This is a genomic window from Mesorhizobium sp. B2-4-18 (assembly GCF_006441385.1).
In the GTDB taxonomy this organism is placed as follows: Bacteria; Pseudomonadota; Alphaproteobacteria; order Rhizobiales; family Rhizobiaceae; genus Mesorhizobium; species Mesorhizobium australicum.
The window spans coordinates 118552-135669 of sequence record NZ_VFUW01000001.1; the positions used below are offsets into that span (position 1 = coordinate 118552).

14 protein-coding genes are annotated in these 17118 nt (G+C 61.3%); 8 read left to right on the forward strand and 6 right to left on the reverse strand.

Going from position 1 to position 17118, the window contains the following annotated elements; translation table 11 throughout:
• Positions 1-169: 169 nt before the first annotated feature.
• The 3 genes from FJ527_RS00585 to FJ527_RS00595 all read right to left on the reverse strand — a co-directional run bounded on the left by FJ527_RS00585 (position 170) and on the right by FJ527_RS00595 (position 2806).
• Positions 170-700, reverse strand: a complete 531-nt coding sequence (locus tag FJ527_RS00585; RefSeq protein WP_140725922.1) for a DUF1003 domain-containing protein — start codon at positions 698-700, stop codon at positions 170-172.
• Positions 701-743: 43 nt separating this feature from the next.
• Positions 744-1733, reverse strand: a complete 990-nt coding sequence (locus FJ527_RS00590; RefSeq protein WP_246677665.1) for an alpha/beta hydrolase — start codon at positions 1731-1733, stop codon at positions 744-746.
• Between the two features lie 146 nt (positions 1734-1879).
• Entirely contained in the window at positions 1880-2806 is a 927-nt protein-coding gene (locus FJ527_RS00595; RefSeq protein WP_015316409.1) for an NAD(P)/FAD-dependent oxidoreductase, read from the reverse strand.
• Positions 2807-3119: 313 nt separating this feature from the next.
• Between FJ527_RS00595 and xth the strand changes: the two genes are divergently transcribed.
• A complete protein-coding gene (gene xth, locus FJ527_RS00600) occupies positions 3120-3926 on the forward strand; it encodes an exodeoxyribonuclease III (RefSeq protein ID WP_224531226.1) in 807 nt (268 codons plus the stop codon).
• Positions 3927-3942: 16 nt separating this feature from the next.
• On the opposite strand, the gene FJ527_RS00605 is transcribed toward xth, so the two are convergent.
• Positions 3943-4227 carry a hypothetical protein gene (locus FJ527_RS00605; protein WP_140614627.1) on the reverse strand — a complete coding sequence of 95 codons (285 nt, stop codon included), beginning with the start codon at positions 4225-4227 and terminating at the stop codon, positions 3943-3945.
• A gap of 108 nt (positions 4228-4335) precedes the next feature.
• Positions 4336-4578, reverse strand: coding sequence for a hypothetical protein (locus tag FJ527_RS00610; RefSeq protein ID WP_015316406.1), 243 nt, complete (start codon positions 4576-4578; stop codon positions 4336-4338).
• 266 nt (positions 4579-4844) lie between these two features.
• Here FJ527_RS00610 and FJ527_RS00615 point away from each other — a divergent pair, with 266 nt between their 5' ends.
• The 7 genes from FJ527_RS00615 (at position 4845) to FJ527_RS00640 (ending at position 16336) form a co-directional block, all read left to right on the forward strand.
• Entirely contained in the window at positions 4845-7997 is a 3153-nt protein-coding gene (locus FJ527_RS00615; protein ID WP_140615397.1) for a GAF domain-containing protein, read from the forward strand.
• A 247-nt stretch (positions 7998-8244) separates the two neighbouring features.
• The gene (locus FJ527_RS29225; protein WP_167331116.1) at positions 8245-8388 is read left to right on the forward strand and encodes a hypothetical protein; all 144 of its coding nucleotides are present in this window, start codon (positions 8245-8247) and stop codon (positions 8386-8388) included.
• Positions 8389-8722: 334 nt separating this feature from the next.
• Positions 8723-11452, forward strand: coding sequence for an AMP-binding protein (locus FJ527_RS00620; RefSeq protein WP_140790221.1), 2730 nt, complete (start codon positions 8723-8725; stop codon positions 11450-11452).
• On the forward strand, positions 11449-12432 hold the full coding sequence (nadE, locus tag FJ527_RS00625; RefSeq protein WP_140821175.1) for an NAD(+) synthase: 984 nt from the start codon (positions 11449-11451) through the stop codon (positions 12430-12432). Before FJ527_RS00620 ends, nadE begins: the two co-directional genes overlap by 4 nt.
• Before the next feature lie 3 nt (positions 12433-12435).
• Entirely contained in the window at positions 12436-14457 is a 2022-nt protein-coding gene (gene asnB / locus FJ527_RS00630; RefSeq protein WP_140821177.1) for an asparagine synthase (glutamine-hydrolyzing), read from the forward strand.
• Entirely contained in the window at positions 14454-16007 is a 1554-nt protein-coding gene (locus FJ527_RS00635; protein WP_181166257.1) for an AMP-binding protein, read from the forward strand. The genes asnB and FJ527_RS00635 overlap by 4 nt, the downstream gene beginning before the upstream one ends.
• A 62-nt stretch (positions 16008-16069) precedes the next feature.
• Positions 16070-16336, forward strand: coding sequence for an acyl carrier protein (locus FJ527_RS00640; protein WP_023771446.1), 267 nt, complete (start codon positions 16070-16072; stop codon positions 16334-16336).
• Between the two features lie 54 nt (positions 16337-16390).
• Here FJ527_RS00640 and FJ527_RS00645 read toward each other — a convergent pair whose 3' ends face one another.
• On the reverse strand, positions 16391-17083 hold the full coding sequence (locus FJ527_RS00645) for a class I SAM-dependent methyltransferase (protein WP_140821179.1): 693 nt from the start codon (positions 17081-17083) through the stop codon (positions 16391-16393).
• Positions 17084-17118 lie beyond the last annotated feature (35 nt).

Consider the following 17118-nt stretch of genomic DNA (forward strand, 5'->3'; position numbering starts at 1 on the left):
AAGCCGAGACGGGCTGAAGCTGCTTCGACAGCCTCGAAGGCCAAGACAAGGGAGGATTGTAGGCCCGCGACCGAACCTTGAAGTGCAGCGAATGTTCCTCTGGATGTAGGCTCTTATTCGATTAGCCTCCGCGGCAGCCCGCCTCCAATGCGGGGCATTTCGTTTTTGCTCAAGATTTCTCCTGATCTCCAGAAGCTTGCTGGATTTCCGTCATCACCTGCCGGGGATCGACATTCTCGGCCAGTTGCGGCAGCTCCTGATCGGCCGGTGTGGAGACATTGAGGCGCTCCGTCAAAGCAGCCACCATTTCGATGAGCCTCGTGGTTTCGTGCTCGTTGAGAAGGCTGATCTGCAGATCCAGCTCCGCTCGGCGCTCGCTGTGTTCGGCCATCCTGTTTTGGTTGATCAGCACGAAGGTGGACAGGAAGATCGCCTCGACCGAAGCCACCATGGCCAGGATCACAAAAGTTGGGTCCCAAGCTGGGACGGCCGGTATCAGGCCAAGGTTCGCAAGGATCCAGGCGACCAGAATTGCGAGATGCAAATAGACAAAAGGCATGCTTCCCGCGAAGCGCGAAATGATGCCGGCAATTCGCACCTGAACGCCTTGGTGCTCCTCCTGTTGTCGCCTGTGGTCGACCAGAGCCTGTATGTTCTGCTGAAGGACCGACTGCATGTCGGCGGGATGCTGATCGTTCATCTTTGAAAGCCCGGTTTGGCGGCCAATGTCGTCCGAGCGTTGCTCATCGCCCGCCTGGCACGTCCGGCGAGGCTGCACCGCCTGAACTCGCGGGCTCATGGCCGCCGGTCTCTTCAGACGAGGAGTGCCGTCCTGCAATCGTGTCCACCATGGCGATCACCGCCCCCGGGGCGCTCTGATGAACCATATGGCCGGCGCCCTCAACGACGTCGAGGAGGGACCCACCGACCTCCGCATGCAGGCGTCGTGCCTCCCCCTCGGCGTCGAACAGCCGGTCTCCAGAACCCGCCAGGATGCCTGTCGGGACACCAATGTCCGTGTAGCTGGCCTTCGTCAGCAGGGCCGCCGCCAGCATCGATGCCGATTCCGAACACACCGCCCGCAGTTGGGAAGGGCGGCTGGCGATATCTTTTGCGAGAACGGCGAAGTCGGCAGCGACATCCGCTGGGTGGAAGATCTTCTGCATCGTCCAAGGCCAGGCAAGCCTCACAAGCACCGGCAGCAAGGTGTGGCGAAACGCGGTGCCGACGAATGGCAGAGCCGGGAGGGCGGCCAGCGCAAGATCAAGCCGCGGCGGCGGATAGTAATAGCCGGAGACCAGCACGACGCCGGCAACCGAACGAGAATGCCTGCGCGCCAATTCGAGGGCTACCCAAGCGCCCCACGAATGTCCAAGCACGATGTAGTTCTCGATACCCAGCCTGCCGGCGGCGGCATGTATGAGATCGGCTTGGTCGCGGGCAGACCACCGCCGGCCGCGCGACCGCGTGCTTCGCCCGAAGCCCGGCCGATCAAATGCGAGTACCCGATAGGTTTTTGCCGCCTGATCGAAGATGCCGCTCGACTTGAAATCCTGTGCCATGGATCCGTTTCCATGCAGCAGAATGAGCGGCATGCCGGTGCCGGCTTCGATAAAATGCAGGCGAAGACCGTCAACCTCCATGACATGGCCGTGCGCCCGGCCAACAAGCGCACGTTTGGCGCGGGCGTGATTGTACCCGGCAAGTGCCGATAATGCGGCGATGAGCAGCACGGTCGATAGCTTCGGTCCATCCCTGTCGAACGCCATGCCCATGCCTGCCAGCAACTGCCCTGCCCGGTGCCCTGCCTGCCCAAACCTTCGGAGTGGCGGCTTGTTCCGCTGGACAAAGACGACGCTTTGTAGCCGGCTCAAACGGCCTAGGCGGTAAGCTCTCTATGGGCATGGGACGCGGCGATGGCAGCTTGTCCAAACGCGACCGCAATCTGATTCAGCGCTTTCACAACGTCGCCGATGGCGTACATGCCGGCGACGGAAGTCTGCTGGTGCTCATCGACCGTGACGTAGCCCTCCGCGCAACATCTCGCGCCGACGGCCAGGGCGAGGTGCGAGCGCACCTTGCATCCCAAGGCCGCGTAGACTGCATCGAAGCGGCAGGTCGCTCCATCCTGCAAAATCGCCGCACAACCGTCAGCAGCCGGGCTGAGCCTGTCGAGAGTGTGACGGATGACTATCCCTCTTTCGCCCGCCGCGCGACGCGTGCTGGTTGAAAAGTCCGATGCATGGGTCCCCAGCATCGTTACGTGTGGTGTGAATCGGCTGAGGAAAATGGCCTCGTGCAAGGCTCTGTCACCCTGCCCCACGACCGCTATCTTCCGGTCGATCACCTCATATCCGTCGCACACCGGACAAAGCCGAACGACACCGGCCGCGATTGCCTCCGCCAAGCGGGGCAATTCGGGTGTCGTGTCGACAATCCCGGTCGACAGGAAAACCTTACGCGCGCGGATTGCGCCGATCGAGGTCTCAGCATCAAAGCCTCCCTCGCCAGCGGCCAGCGAAAACACCTGCCCCCGCATCAAGGTTGCTCCGTACAAGCTCGCGTGGCGGCCAAGCCGATCGAGAAGGTCGGGGCCACTTATCCCTTCGGGAAAGCCCGGACAATTATGGCTCTTCGGGATCAGAGCGGCACGGGGCTGGCCGGCATCGACCACCAGCACGCGATGGCGAAAACGGGCGAGATATTGGGCTGCGGTCAGTCCCGCTGGCCCGCCTCCGACGATCAGCACATCTTCAGCGTCGGCGAGCGGGTGACCGGCATGGCTTTCACCGCAGGTTTGCTTCATCAGCGGCGAACTATCTGGTTCGTTCGATGTTCCAGCACGACACGCGGAGAGACCGCATAAGCCCGGCCGGCTTCAGCCGCAGCCAGAGAGCTTCGATCTCGTTGTCACACCGGTCCTGCTCGGCGTCGAAACCTTCTTACCGCTTCGGGGTTAATCCTGACGGACAAGGTGAGCACCTGCGAAACACAACCGTTGACCTCGTCCTCAAACGACGTCGGGCGGCTCGCAGGCCATGAATGATATGAGTGAAGAGCTGAGGCCGCCGACAAAGGGCGCTGCCGAACTCGCTCAAACGGGGAGCGCCGTTTTATGAATGGATGCCTCAAGGCTTCAGATGATCCGGGTCGCTACCTTTAACGTAAACGGCGTCAACGGTCGATTGCCGGTTCTACTCAAATGGCTGGGTGAGACGCACCACGACATCATCTGTCTCCAGGAATTGAAAACATCGGACGAAAAGTTTCCTGCCGATGCCATCAGCAACGCCGGCTACGGGGCGATATGGCACGGACAGAAGTCGTACAACGGCGTAGCCATTCTCGCTCGGGGCAAGCAGCCGCATGAGCGTCGGCGCGGGTTGCCCGGTGACGCCGATGACACGCATAGCCGTTACATCGAGGCGGAGATCGACGGTCTCGTCGTTGGTTGCCTATACCTGCCCAACGGCAACCCGGCGCCTGGTCCGAAGTTCGACTATAAGCTCCGCTGGTTCGAGCGGCTGATCGACTACGGACGGCTCCTGATCAAGGACGCGCCCGCCAGCCTGCTTTGCGGCGACTACAACGTGGTGCCGGCGCCGATCGACGCCGCGGTTCCGGCACGATGGCTGGGCGACGCCGTCTACTTCCCGGAGAGCCGACAGGCTTACGCCGACCTGCTTGCCGATGGCTGGACCGATGCCGTCAGGCTGATCCGTCCCGAGAGAGGCGTCTATACCTACTGGAATTTTTCCTATCGGGGCGGTTACGACCGCAGCTCCGGCCTTCGCATGGACCATCTTCTCGTGAGCCCCTCGCTCACGAACAGGCTGGCCGGCGCGGGCGTGGATGAGACGGTACGGGGATGGGACAAGCCAAGCGATCACGCGCCAGCCTGGATCGAACTCGACTGGCCCCGGTGAACCGAGACATCGGGCTTCAGCCAGACCGCATGACGCCAGGTTCGTCCGCCTCTCTTAATCGTTGCGAATCCTCGGGGGCGGCGACCAGATCCTGGAATCCAAGTGTGACGACGAGATAACCCGCCTCGTCGTAGACTTTCGTCACCCAGTTGGTCGGGTCCGCGCCATCGATAATTCCGTCAAGCATGGCCTCCTTGGCTGCGCGCTTCGCCTCTTTGATGGCCTCATCCCGATCAGCCATGTCGGCGAAGATTGCAGGCTGGGACATGCCTTCGATAAACTCGAAGCGAAATTTCGGCATCGATCCCTCCTGTCGGTGGTGATAACGGATCGGCCATTGCTGGCAGGGTGACGGTCAACGCCACCGTTTCGAAAAGGATGCACCGATTGTGCGTGCCTGAACCGGAGGTCAGGCAGCGTTGCTGGCTTCCGTTTGCCAGTCGTCCTGCCAACGCGCGCGCACGGCAATCATCAGCATGGCCGATTCCGTGATCCCGGTCTGGAACAGCCTGATCAGCTCTCTCGCGATGGAGTGAGCCGCCGCGGTGTCCGGCAAAATGGCAAACTCCTGGCACATCGCGTCGAAGACCGCGCGAAGCGTGTCCAGGTCATTCGGGTAGAGGGTATCCGTGCGAATGGGTCGGTCAAGCATCAAGCGTCTCCAAACGAGCGAGAGTGCGATGGTCTCCCAAGCAGCGGAGCCCGTTACATGCCCGCTGACCTCTCGCTTATGCGGCACAGCGCACGACGTGTCGCTAACCTATGATGGACCGAGGCAAGTTCGCGCACAAAAGATCCAATTGCGTATAGCGACGCGGCTAGCGCCACGCCCAATGGAAGCCGCACGACCGCGTGCGGGCCGCAATGGAACTCTTGGCCGTCAACTGCATTATCCAGTCCGGGCAAAACGGGGGCGATATGGGGGTCACTTCAGGCGATCGTCAATCTGAACTGCAGCGCTTCGAGCTGTTGGCGGCGCTGGGCGACCGGATTCGCGAGATTACTGATCCTGCCGAACTGGCCCACGCTGCCGCGGAACTGGTAGGGAGACATTTCGATGTCAGCCGAGCCGGATACGGCACGATCGATCTTGAGAAAGAAACCATCACGATCGAGAGGGATTGGAACGCGCCAGGCATCAAAAGCCTGGCTGGGACCCTGAATTTCAGGAACTACGGCTCGTATATCGAGGACTTGAAGCGGGGCGACACCGTTGTCTTCGAAAATGCCGAGACAGACCCGCGAACAAGGGATCATGCAGAGGCTCTCAAAGCCATCAGCGCCCAATCCGTCATCAACATGCCGGTTACCGAGCATGGCGGTTTGGTGGCGCTGCTATACCTGAACCACTCCGCGCCCAGACGCTGGGCCAAGGAGGAGGTTGCCCTTATTTCGGAAGTGGCGGACCGGACGCGTACCGCCATCGAGCGGCTTCGCGCTGAGCGAGCGCTGCGTGAGAACGCCGAACGCCTGGCTTTTCTCGACCGTCTTGGAAGGGAGATTGCCCTCGCGGCCGACGCCGACGCCGTCATGGCGATCACCACTCGTCTGTTGGGCGAACATCTTGCCGTCTCGATTTGCGCCTACGCCGACATGGAGCAGGACCGGGACCATTTCACCATCCGTGGCGACTGGAGCGCACCCGGCTCGCCCAGCATCAGAGGGTACTACAGTCTTACCGATTTTGGTCGCCTGGCGGTCACCAATCTCAGCGCCAATCGGCCGCTCATCATCAACAACAACCTCGAGGAAATCGCGCCCGAGGAGGCAAAGACCTTTCAGGACATCGGCATAACGGCAACCATCTGCATGCCCTTGGTAAAACAGGGCCGGCTGACCGCCCTGATGGCCATTCACGACAAGCAGCCCCGCGTCTGGTCACAGCGCGAACTGTCCTTGCTGACGGAGGTGACGGAGCGGTCCTGGGCTCACATCGAGCGCGTTCGCTCGGAACAGGCGGCCCGGGCCAGTGAGGAGCGCCTCCGGCTTGCCACGGACGCAGCCGCTATCGGGACCTGGGACTACGATCCCGTCACCAAGGCGCTGCGGTGGGATGACCGGTGCAAAGCCCTTTTCGGCCTCCCGCCAGACGCGGAGGTAACATATGAAAGCGCGTTCCTGGCGGGTATTCATCCAGAAGATCGGGCCCGCGCCGACGAGGCCGTACGCCAGGCGCTCGCGCCGGGCACGTCTTCCCGCTACGACATCGAATATCGGACGGTCGGCTTGCACGACGGCAAGGAACGCTGGATTGCGGCAGCGGGCGAGTCGCTTTTCCAGTCAGGGCGCGCGGTCCGCTTCATTGGTACCGTCATGGATATCACCGCGCGAAAGCGGGTGGAGCATCAGCTTCAGATGATGAACGTCACCGCTGCCGCGGTAGCGGCCGAGCTCGACGTGGAGCGGATTGTTCAAACGGTAACTGATGCCGGCGTAGCGCTGTCGGGCGCACAATTCGGAGCTTTCTTCTACAATGTGATCGACGACAAGGGCGACAGCTACATGCTCTACGCCCTGTCGGGCGCACCTCGCTCCGCGTTCGAAAATTTTCCAATGCCTCGCAACACGGCGGTGTTCGACCCCACTTTCCGCGGGACAAGCGTGGTGCGCTCCGACGACATCCTCGCCGACCCCCGCTACGGCAAGAACTGGCCCCGCAAGGGAATGCCGGAGGGCCATCTGCCAGTGCGTTCCTATCTTGCGGTACCGGTCGTCTCGCGTTCGGGAGAGGTGCTGGGCGGCCTCTTCTTTGGTCATGCAGAGATCGGCGTCTTCGCCGAACAGCAAGAGAAGGCCTTGCTGGGGCTTGCGGGCCATGCCGCGACGGCAATCGACAATTCTCGACTGTTCAAGGCGCTGCAGACGCTCAATGGCACCCTTGAACAACGTGTCATGGACGAAGTCGCCGAACGCACCAGAGCAGAAGAGCACCTGCGGCAGGCCCAGAAGATGGAAGCTGTCGGACAGCTTACCGGTGGCATCGCGCACGACTTCAACAATATGCTGGCTGTCATCATCGGCGGACTGAACCTTGTGCAGCGCAAGCTCAGAAACGGCGATACCAACGTCCACCAGTTCGTGACCGGCGCGATCGATGGAGCCCAACGTGCTGCAGAACTTACCAAGCGGCTGCTTGCCTTCTCTCGCCAGCAACCTCTGGCGCCCAAGCGCCTGAATCCAAATCGCCTCGTCTCGGATATGAGTGAATTGCTGAGCCGGACGCTTGGGGAGACAATCCAAATCGAGACCGTGCTCGCCGCGGGACTTTGGCATGTGGAAGTCGACGCAGGGCAGCTGGAAAGCGCGTTGCTCAACCTTTGCGTCAACGCGCGGGATGCCATGCCCGCTGGTGGAAGGCTGACCATCGAGACATCCAATGCCCATGTCGACGACCGGTATGCGAGAGAAAACGCAATACCCTCCGGCCAGTATGTGATGATAGCTGTCACGGACACCGGAACCGGCATGACCGCTGACGTGTTGGCCAGAGCCTTCGATCCGTTCTTCACCACAAAGGGGGTTGGCAAAGGCACCGGGCTGGGGCTCAGCCAGGTTTATGGATTTGTTCGCCAGTCCGGCGGCAGCGTCAAGATCTATTCCGAGCAGGGTATCGGAACCACTTTGAAAATCTATCTGCCGCGCTCGCACGGCGACGTGGTCGACAGCCCGGCCGAGTCCGTGGCGGGCGAGCACCCCGGCAGTGAGGACGAGATCATCATGGTTGTCGAGGATGAAGATCGCGTCCGGCTGATGGCTGCGGAGGCGCTGCGGGAACTGGGCTATTCCGTGTTGGAAATGCAAGGGCCGCGGGACGCGCTGGCGGCCGTCGCAAGCGGGCAAGTGCCGTCGCTTCTGTTCACTGACGTCGTCATGCCGGAGATGTCCGGCCGGGAACTGGTGGATCAGGTCAAGAGCATGCACCCGTCGCTAAAAGTGCTCTACACCACCGGCTACACACGAAACGCGATTGTCCACAACGGCACACTTGATTTTGGAACGGAGCTTTTAACCAAGCCCTACACGATTGACGAATTGGCAGAGAAGATCCGTAAGGTGCTGGATCGCAAGTGAATGGTCACTGTCCGAGGCACACCAATCCCTCTCCGCTTCAGTTACTTTACGGGACGCCGCGCTTGGGCGGAATTGATGCCTTCGGCAAGACAACTGCCGTACCGCAGAGGCTATTGGGGCTTCGTGCACCCAACAGTGAAACCTTTTCCCTACTCGCAGCTTGTTTGCGACACCGGAGGAAACGATCGTGTCAAGGCGAGATGGAGAAATGGGGGATCAACCGACCAAGAGGCGTCGTACACGTCCCTTGAAGGGCGAGGACGCGGAGGTCCGGCATGTCGTCGAAACGCATGACCTGTCGCCCGCTCAGGCAAGGGAGCTGGTACGTCGCCACGGCAACGATTGGCGCAAGATCGATGAGGCGGCGAAGTCATACAAGGACAGCACCTGACGGAAGCCTCCAGGTCTCTCGGGAAGACGCTAAATCCTATTTACAGCAGCGGCTCATCTCGCCTGACAGGCTTGTTCGAGAGCCCGCGATTTCCAATTGAAAAAGAAAGCCCACTGCCTCGGGGGAGTGCAGCGGGCGATCGGCTAGGAGTTGAGGGGACATCTCCACGCTGGGTAAACAACAGATCAACAGCGGATCGGTTCCAACGCTGCGCCCGTGGCAAGGAAACCCGACGCCTAATCTCTTTCCGTGCCTTGTTCATCATCAGAATGATCGATGAATTCCCCCTCTTGCAAGCTCATAACCGGGTATCAACCGTAAACCCAGGCAAGCCATGCTCCCGGCGTATTTGAATGCACCAGCAGCGGATCAGGACCATCACCAGGATTCTCGGCCCTCCCGCAGATGGATAGACGTCCCGGCCTACGCCCTGGATCAAGGTGGCCCGGCGCTGCGCCTTCATCAGAAGTTGGGCCCGGCATTTGCAGATGTCGGGATTGCCGATCAGCTCAAGAAAGTCACGGCCCAATATTCCGAAAAAGCCGCTGTGCATGACGGCGTGAATCAACTGTCGTACTTCGAGCTTGCAACTGCCGTCGAAGTCCTGTCCCGCCGGATCGCTGCCGTCGTTCCCGTGGGGCAGCCGATCGGAATTTATCAACCAAACTCCGTCTGGTACATCGTTGCTGTCCTGGCGAGCATGGCGGCGGGAAGGATTTCGGTTCCCCTCAACGCCCGGGACCCAATCGCCCGTGTCAACGAGATTGTCGGCGTCGCGCGGCTCCGCGCCATTCTTGGCGTTGGACACCGGCATGCGGGTTTACCCGAGGACATCCGGTGGATCGATGTGACTGCCAGCCCCGAGTCGACGGCGCCGCTGTCATCGACGCAATTGCCTGCCGTATCCGTCGATGCACCGGCGATGGTTCTTTACACGTCTGGCAGCACCGGATCTCCAAAGGGCATAGTCAACAGCCAGCGCAGCCTGCTCTGGCGGGTGCACCAATATGCCGATGCGTGTCACATCAATTCCGACGATGTCTTCCTCCCCTTGACCGGGCCGGCCACCATAGCCGGATGTCGAGAAATCCTGACTTCGGTCCTGTGCGGCGCCACTTTGCATATGGTCGACGTGGAAGCGATCGGCCTGCGTGCGGTTCGCGAGCGAATGCAGCAGGTTGGCGCGACGCTTACTTACCTCGTGCCCGCGCTGCTTCGCGCCCTCATGGCCAATGCCCCCGCCGATGCGTTCGGATCGCTCAGGGTGGTCCGCGTCGGCGGCGAGAAAGTGCTTTGGACCGACATTGCCCTTTTGCGAAAGGCGATTCCTGCTCATTGCCTCGTACAGATCGGCTACTCGTCAACCGAGACGACCGGGTCACAATGGTTTCTGCCTCGCGTTCAACCAAAGAACCAAACGTCCGTGCCGGTCGGCCGGCTCTTGCCAGGAATAGCTTTTGCGATCGTCAACGAGGACGGTGACAGCGTACCGCGGGGCGGAAGCGGGGAACTCGTCATCAAGAGCCCCTACGTCTTGCTCGGCCACTGGGAAAACGGCACCGTCATCCCTGCCGAGGCGGATCCCGATGATCCAAGTCAACGGATATTCGCGACCGGCGATCTCGTCCAATTGGACAATCGGGGCCTGCTGAGGATCGTCGGCCGCAAGGGGCGCCAGATAAAGATCAACGGTCGGCGCATCGAGCCGGCCGAAGTCGAGAGGATCCTGCGCTCCGCCTCGTCAGTCGAGGATGCGGTGACGATCGTGACCGAGGCCAACGAACTGGTCGCTTTCGCGATCCCCAGGAATTCCGCCGGTCCGGCCTTCGCCGACGACCTTCGCCAGCTGCTTGCAAAGACGCTACCGCCGCCATTGCGGCCGCTTCGGCTCCACAGGGTAGAGGACATTCCGCGCCTGGCGGGCGGAAAAATAGATGTGGCGAAACTCGGGAAAATGGATCTTCTGGCCAAGAAGCCTACCCAAGTTGCCGATCCACCGATTTCAGGCAGCGATCTCAAGGCCCATCAAGCAGTGCAGAATGCCTGGACCAGGGTCCTCAACACGCGGGCAGCCGTCGGGCGATGGGATGAAGCGGGAGGGGACTCGCTGAAGCTGCTCCACTGCGTCATGGAGATCGAGAACGAAATCGGCCAGGAACTGGATCTTGAGGCATTTACCGTCGGGATGAGCGCCGAAGCGATGGTCAGCGCGGTCGCGTCCGCACAAGCCGGCAATGCGCCCGATCATGTGCTGGAGCATGATCGGCCTTTTCTCTTTCTGTTTCCCGGCTCCGTGGGCTATGGGCCTAGTCTTGCAGCCTTCGCCTCAGCCATGGGCAAAGTCGCAACGGTCCGTCCGATAAGATATCCCAGCCTCGCGACCATTCTCAGCGGCCAGAACGATCTTGCCGCCATGGTGGACGCCGCGCTTGAACAGATCAACCGCATCCAGCCGTCGGGCCATGTAAGGCTTCTCGGCCACTCGCTCGGCGGAGCCGTCGCATTCGAAGTTGCCGTGCGCCTGCTGAAGGAGGGAAGGTCCGTGAAGTTTGTCGGTATCCTCGACACCAGCCTGGCTGGCGAGCGGAGCCGTCCCTGGGAGACAATCACCCGCACCTTGCGCCGGGTCCGATCCAACCGCATGTCACCCTATCGAATGGCTTGCCGTGTTTTGGCGAAGCTCACGGTCAAGGTCGGCCAGGAAGCTCGTCTTGCCCAAGCCATCGACCACTTTTCCCGAGGACAATTCAACGCAACCAGCTTCCGCATCAAGCTGGAGTTGCAGGAAGTCTTGCGTGCGCAGGCCTTCTTCCGTTGGTTGGAGCAGCCAAGAACGGTGCTCCCGATCACCGGAACGCTGTTCCGTTGCGCGCGACCGGGAATGCCTCTTGCGATCGGATGGGATCGGGTGTTCGCGGACCTGCAGGTCATCCCGATTGCCGGCAACCACATTGATCTGGTCGTCGAGCCTCACATCGGCGTCAATCGTCCGCTGATCGAGGAGGCGGTCGCTCGCACTTATTCGCCGGCCGAGTCTTCAACCATGAAAGGCAGCTTCGCGTGACTTCGCGGTTCGGCAAGGATGTTCTGGCACTGGATGCGGCCGCGGAGGTCGACCGCATCGTAGCATCCGTGCGCGAGCAGGTATTGGTCGCGCTCCGCCGGCGCGGAGTGGTGGTCGGGCTCTCAGGCGGCATCGACAGTTCGGTGGTCGCGTCGTTGTGCGTGGCTGCCTTCGGCAAGGACAGGGTGCTCGGGATCTTCATGCCGGAGCGTGACTCGTCCGGGGACTCGCTGAGGCTGGGGCGCGTTATCGCCGGTCAGCTGGGCATCGACACCATCGCCGAGGACATTGCGCCGGCTCTCGACGCCATCGGTGCCTATAGCCGGCAGATAGAGGCCATTCGCACCGTTGTTCCGGACTACGGCGAAGGGTGGAAATGCAAGCTGGTGCTGACCTCGGTGCTGGAGAGCAAAGGCCTCAATATCACCCGTCTCACCGTTCAGGATCCCCAGGGGAAGATCGATACCGTGCGCCTGTCAGGAGCGGCCTATCTGCAGATAGTGGCCGCGACCAATTACAAGCAGCGCATTCGCAAGATGACTGAGTACTATCACGCGGACCGTCTCGGCTATGCGGTGGCGGGCACGCCTAACCGGCTCGAATATGATCAGGGTTTTTTCGTCAAGCAAGGCGACGGAATCGCTGACCTGATGCCGATCGTCCACCTCTACAAGACGCAGGTCTATCAACTGGCGGAATATCTCGGTGTGGACGGGGAGATCCGGCGCAGGCCGCCGACGACCGACACCTTCTCCATGGCGCAGAGCCAGGAGGAGTTCTACTTCGCCCTGCCCTATCATCAGACGGACCTATGCCTCTACGGCGTGAACCATGGCATCTGCGCCGATGAGGTCGCTGATGTTGCCGGGTTGTCACCAGACGAGGTCCAGAAGGTCTTCAAGGATATCGAAGCCAAGCGTCGAGCGGCGCGCTATCTGCACGCCCAGCCTTTGCCTTCGGTGCCAATGACGGTGGACTGACGGATGTGCGGGATCGCCGGAATTGTCGCGCTGAGCGCCACTGCCCCACCTCCTTCGCGGGAAGCGCTGTTGCGTATGGTGGGCGCGCTCGCACACCGCGGACCCGACGAGCGGGGGCTGTACCGCGAACGACGTGCGGGTTTGGCGCATGCCCGCCTGTCCGTGGTCGACCTGCTGCACGGCCAGCAGCCACTCGCCGACGTGAGCGGCCTGACATGGATCGTCTTCAACGGTGAAATCTTCAACTACGTCGAATTGCGTGACAAGTTGATCGCGCTTGGTCACCGCTTCCGCACGCGTAGCGACACGGAAGTCGTGCTCCATGCTTACCAGGCCTGGGGCCAGGCCGCCTTTGGGCGGATGAATGGTCAATGGGCAGTCGCGATATGGGACTCTGCTGCCGGCCGCCTGACCCTGTCGCGTGATCGCTACGGCATCTGCCCGCTGTATTATTGCGAGCACGGCGGCCGCGTCTTCTTTGCAAGCGAAGTCAAAGCCATTTTCGCCGCGGAAACAGCGATTCCTCGCGCCTTTGATCCGGCAGGAATCGATCAGACGTTCACATTCTGGACGGTGATCCCGCCGCAGAGCGTCTTCGAAGGCGTCAAGGAACTGCAGCCTGGACATATCCGGCTCTATGAAGGTGGCGTGGCACGGGAGACGGCCTTCTGGGAGCCGCATTATCCCCGAATTTCCGCTTCCGACCCTGAATGGTTCACCGGCTCGTGCGATGATGCCGTCGAGGCGGTCCGCGGTGCGCTCGAAGCCGCGACGGCGCTGCGGATGGTGCAGGCCGACGTGCCGGTGGGCTGCTATTTGTCCGGTGGGCTCGACAGCTCGCTTGTCGCGGCGCTCGGGAGACGTTTCGCGGGGGAGCGCTTCCAGACATTCTCCTTGCGTTTTGCCGACGCCGAATACGACGAGACCTATTTCCAGCGCCTGGTCGCCGCCGCGACCGCGAGCGAGCACCACGAGGTGGTGATTTCCCGCCGCGACATTGCAGCGGTTTTTCCCGAGGTCGTCTACCACGCCGAGCGGCCAATCCTGAGGACGGCGCCGGCCCCGCTCTTCCTTCTGTCCAAGTTGGTCCGCGAGCGCGGCATCAAGGTTGTGCTGACAGGGGAAGGCGCCGACGAGATGTTCGCCGGCTACGACCTTTTCCGCGAAGGCAAGGTTCGCCGCTTCTGGGGGCGTCAACCTGCTTCGAGCCGGCGTGCGCGACTGCTTGAGCGACTCTACCCCTATCTGTCGCGCTCACCGGTGCACCAACAGGCCATGGCGCGACAGTTCTTCGGGCGCGATCTTGATGCCTGCGACAGGCCCGGCTTTGCACATGACACGCGCTGGCGCACCACGAGCGCCATCAAGCGCCTATTCTGCCCCGACATGCGCGGCGCCTCGCAGCACCGCAATGCAGTCTCCGAACTGCTCGCCCCTCTCCCCGCCGAATTTTCGCGATGGAGCTTCCTTGCCCAGGACCAGTATCTCGAAATCCGAACGCTGATGTCGGGCTACCTGCTCTCCTCGCAGGGCGACAGGATGCTGATGGCACACTCGGTCGAGGGGCGCTTCCCCTATCTCGACGACGATGTCGTGGCGCTCGCGAATTCGCTTCCGGATGCTTACAAGTTGCGCGTCCTCGACGAAAAGCACGTGCTCAAGCGAGTGGCGCAGCCGATCGTGCCACCGCAAGTCGTTGCCCGCACGAAGCAGCCCTACAGGGCGCCAAACGCGCTTAGTTTCGTTGGTCATGATGCACCAGATTACATTCGCGAAGCACTGTCGGACACGGCATTGCGCGCGGCAAATGTCTTCGATCCGAAATCGGTGGCTTTCCTGCTTGGAAAGTGCCGGTCCAAGGCCGGCGACGGCGATCTCTCCAACTCCGACAACATGGCACTGGTCGGCGTGTTGTCGACCCAGCTTCTGCATCAGCAGTTCATCGCGAGCCGCCCACGCGGAGCGGACAAAGCCGAGCTCAGGATCGACGTTGATCACGAACAGCGGGAAAGGGTCCTGGCATGATCCACGGCGCCGTACCACTCCTGCAGGACTACCTCATCCATTCCGCCGGCCGGCTTGGCGGCAAGGTCGCGTTGGTGGCCGGCAAGCAACGCGTCACCTACGCGGAGATCGATGAGCGCTCCGACAGGATCGCGCATTTCCTGGCTGCGGCCGGCGTCGAGCGCGGCGACCGCGTCATGATCTTCGCCGACAATACGGTCGAAACCGTCGTCAGCTTCTGGGCGGTCCTCAAGGCGAACGCCGTGGTCTGCATCGTCAACCCGCTTACGAAAAGCGAGAAGCTTCATTACCTGCTCAACGATTGCCTGCCAGCGGCGCTGATCACGGACAGCCATCTGCACTCGATATTCTCCCAGCCGTCGCGCGACTGTCACTCGCTGCGGGCGGTGATTGTCTCTGGGCCGGTCGACGAGGCCGAGTTCAACCGATTGCCGCACGCCGTGCGTTGGGACACGATCATCGAAGGACCTTCTGTTGCGCCGCCGCGCAAATCGATCGACATCGATCTCGCCGCCATCGTCTACACCTCCGGATCCACCGGCGAACCCAAGGGGGTCATGTTGACGCACGGCAACATGACTGCCGCGTGCGCATCGATCGCCTCCTATCTGGAGCTGCGTGAGGATGAGGTGATCCTCAACGTTCTGCCCCTCGCCTTCGACTACGGGCTCTATCAGATGATCATGGCCTTTCGCACCGGCGCACGGCTCGTCCTCGAGCGCTCCTTCGCCTTTCCGGCGCAGATCCTTCAGGTCATCAAGGACGAGCAGATCACAGGTTTTCCGGGCGTGCCCACGATCTTCGCGGCGCTTGCGGAACTCAGATCGCTGAAGAGCAACGATTTCGCGAGCATCCGCTATGTCACCAATACCGCGGCCGCCCTGCCGCTCAAGCAGATTGCCATGCTCAGGGAGCTGTTTTCGGGCGCACGCATCTATTCCATGTACGGCCTCACCGAATGCAAACGCTGCAGCTATCTGCCGCCCGACGATCTCGGGCGAAAGCCCCTCAGCGTAGGCATTGCCATTCCCAACACAGAAGTGTGGATCGTCGACGAGAGTGGCAGGCGGGTCGGTCCGGGCGTCGTTGGCCAACTTGTAGTTCGCGGCGCAACGGTGATGAAAGGCTATTGGGGCAAGCCAGAGGCCACGGCAAGGAAGCTGAAGCCGGGGCCGCTGCCGGGCGAGCAGGTCCTCTACACGGGCGACTACTGCCGGATGGACGCTGAAGGCTATTTGTACTTCGTCGGCCGTGGTGACGAGATCATAAAATCACGAGGCGAAAAGGTCGCTCCCAAAGAGGTGGAAAGCGTGCTGATGGACGTCCCTGGGGTGAAGGAAGCCGCGGTCATCGGTGTTCCCGACGACCTCCTCGGGCAAGCTGTCAAAGCATTCGTCGTCATCGAGCAGGGAAGAATTGTCGGCGAAAGGCAGCTCCTGATGGAGTGCCGGAAACGGCTGGAGAGTTTCATGGTGCCAAAGACCATCGTCATCGTGCCCAGCCTGCCGATGACCGATACCGGAAAACTCAAGAAAGCGGCCCTGTCGTAGATTGTTTCCAGACGCGCGATCGCAAGTCGCCTTTGCAACGGAGGATGGATTAGATGGATTCCATGATATCGGCCGCGGAAAGCGACGACATTCATATCAACCAGATCCGCAGCTTCCTGGCCTCGAATTTCTACATCGCGGACGTCAAGGCGCTATCCCTCACCGCATCATTGCTCGATCAGGGGATCGTCGACTCGACCGGAGTGCTCGAGGTGATCGGGTTCATCGAAGAGACTTTCGGCATCACAGTGGAAGACAGTGAACTCCTGCCGGAAAACCTCGATTCGATTCAAGGAATCGCGCGGTTCATCGTTCGCAAGAAGAAATGATCTGGCGCAAGAAGCAATGATCTGGACGGTCGGCCCGATACCGGCCGAACGCGGTCATGCCTGCCGCCTGGCCCCTGCCAGGACCACCCGCACTTCACCGGCATGGTTGGCGAAGGTGCGTATCTGCTCGTAGCCCTTGCTGCGCTCCAGAAGACTTATGACCTGGCGGTCCTGACCAAGCCCCACCTCGAACAGCAGGACGCCGCCTGGTCGGAGGTAGCGCAGCGCGTCCTTGACGACCCGCATATGAATGCTGAGCCCATAAGGACCGGCCGCGAATGCCTCTCGCGGCTCAAGCACGACCAGATGGCGGCGATCACCCTCGAGCCGCTTCTCCGAAATGTAGGGCGGATTGCAGACGATGGCATCAAGCGTGCCGTTGAGCTCCAGTCCGGACACGCCTTCGAACAAATCACCCTGATGCACTGAAATCCGGTCAGTCAAGCCATGATGAACGACATTTCGCCGCGCCGCGTCGATACAGCCGTCGGTAAGATCGCAGGCCCAAACTCGGGCGGATTGGATATGGCTAGCGATCGCGCAGGCCAGGTTGCCGGCGCCACAGCACATGTCGACGACACGCGGCGCCGGCAGGTCCATTGCGCGCAGGACATCTACGGCAATGGAGCCGAGCAGCTCTGTTTCCGGCCGCGGCACCAGTGCACCGGGCGCAACCAGGATCTTCATTCCCATGAAGATGATGCTGCCTTTGTTGTAAGCGCCGGCGACGCTGATCTCTTCGCTCACGACCGTTCTCGCAACGACATCGAAGATATTGCCGC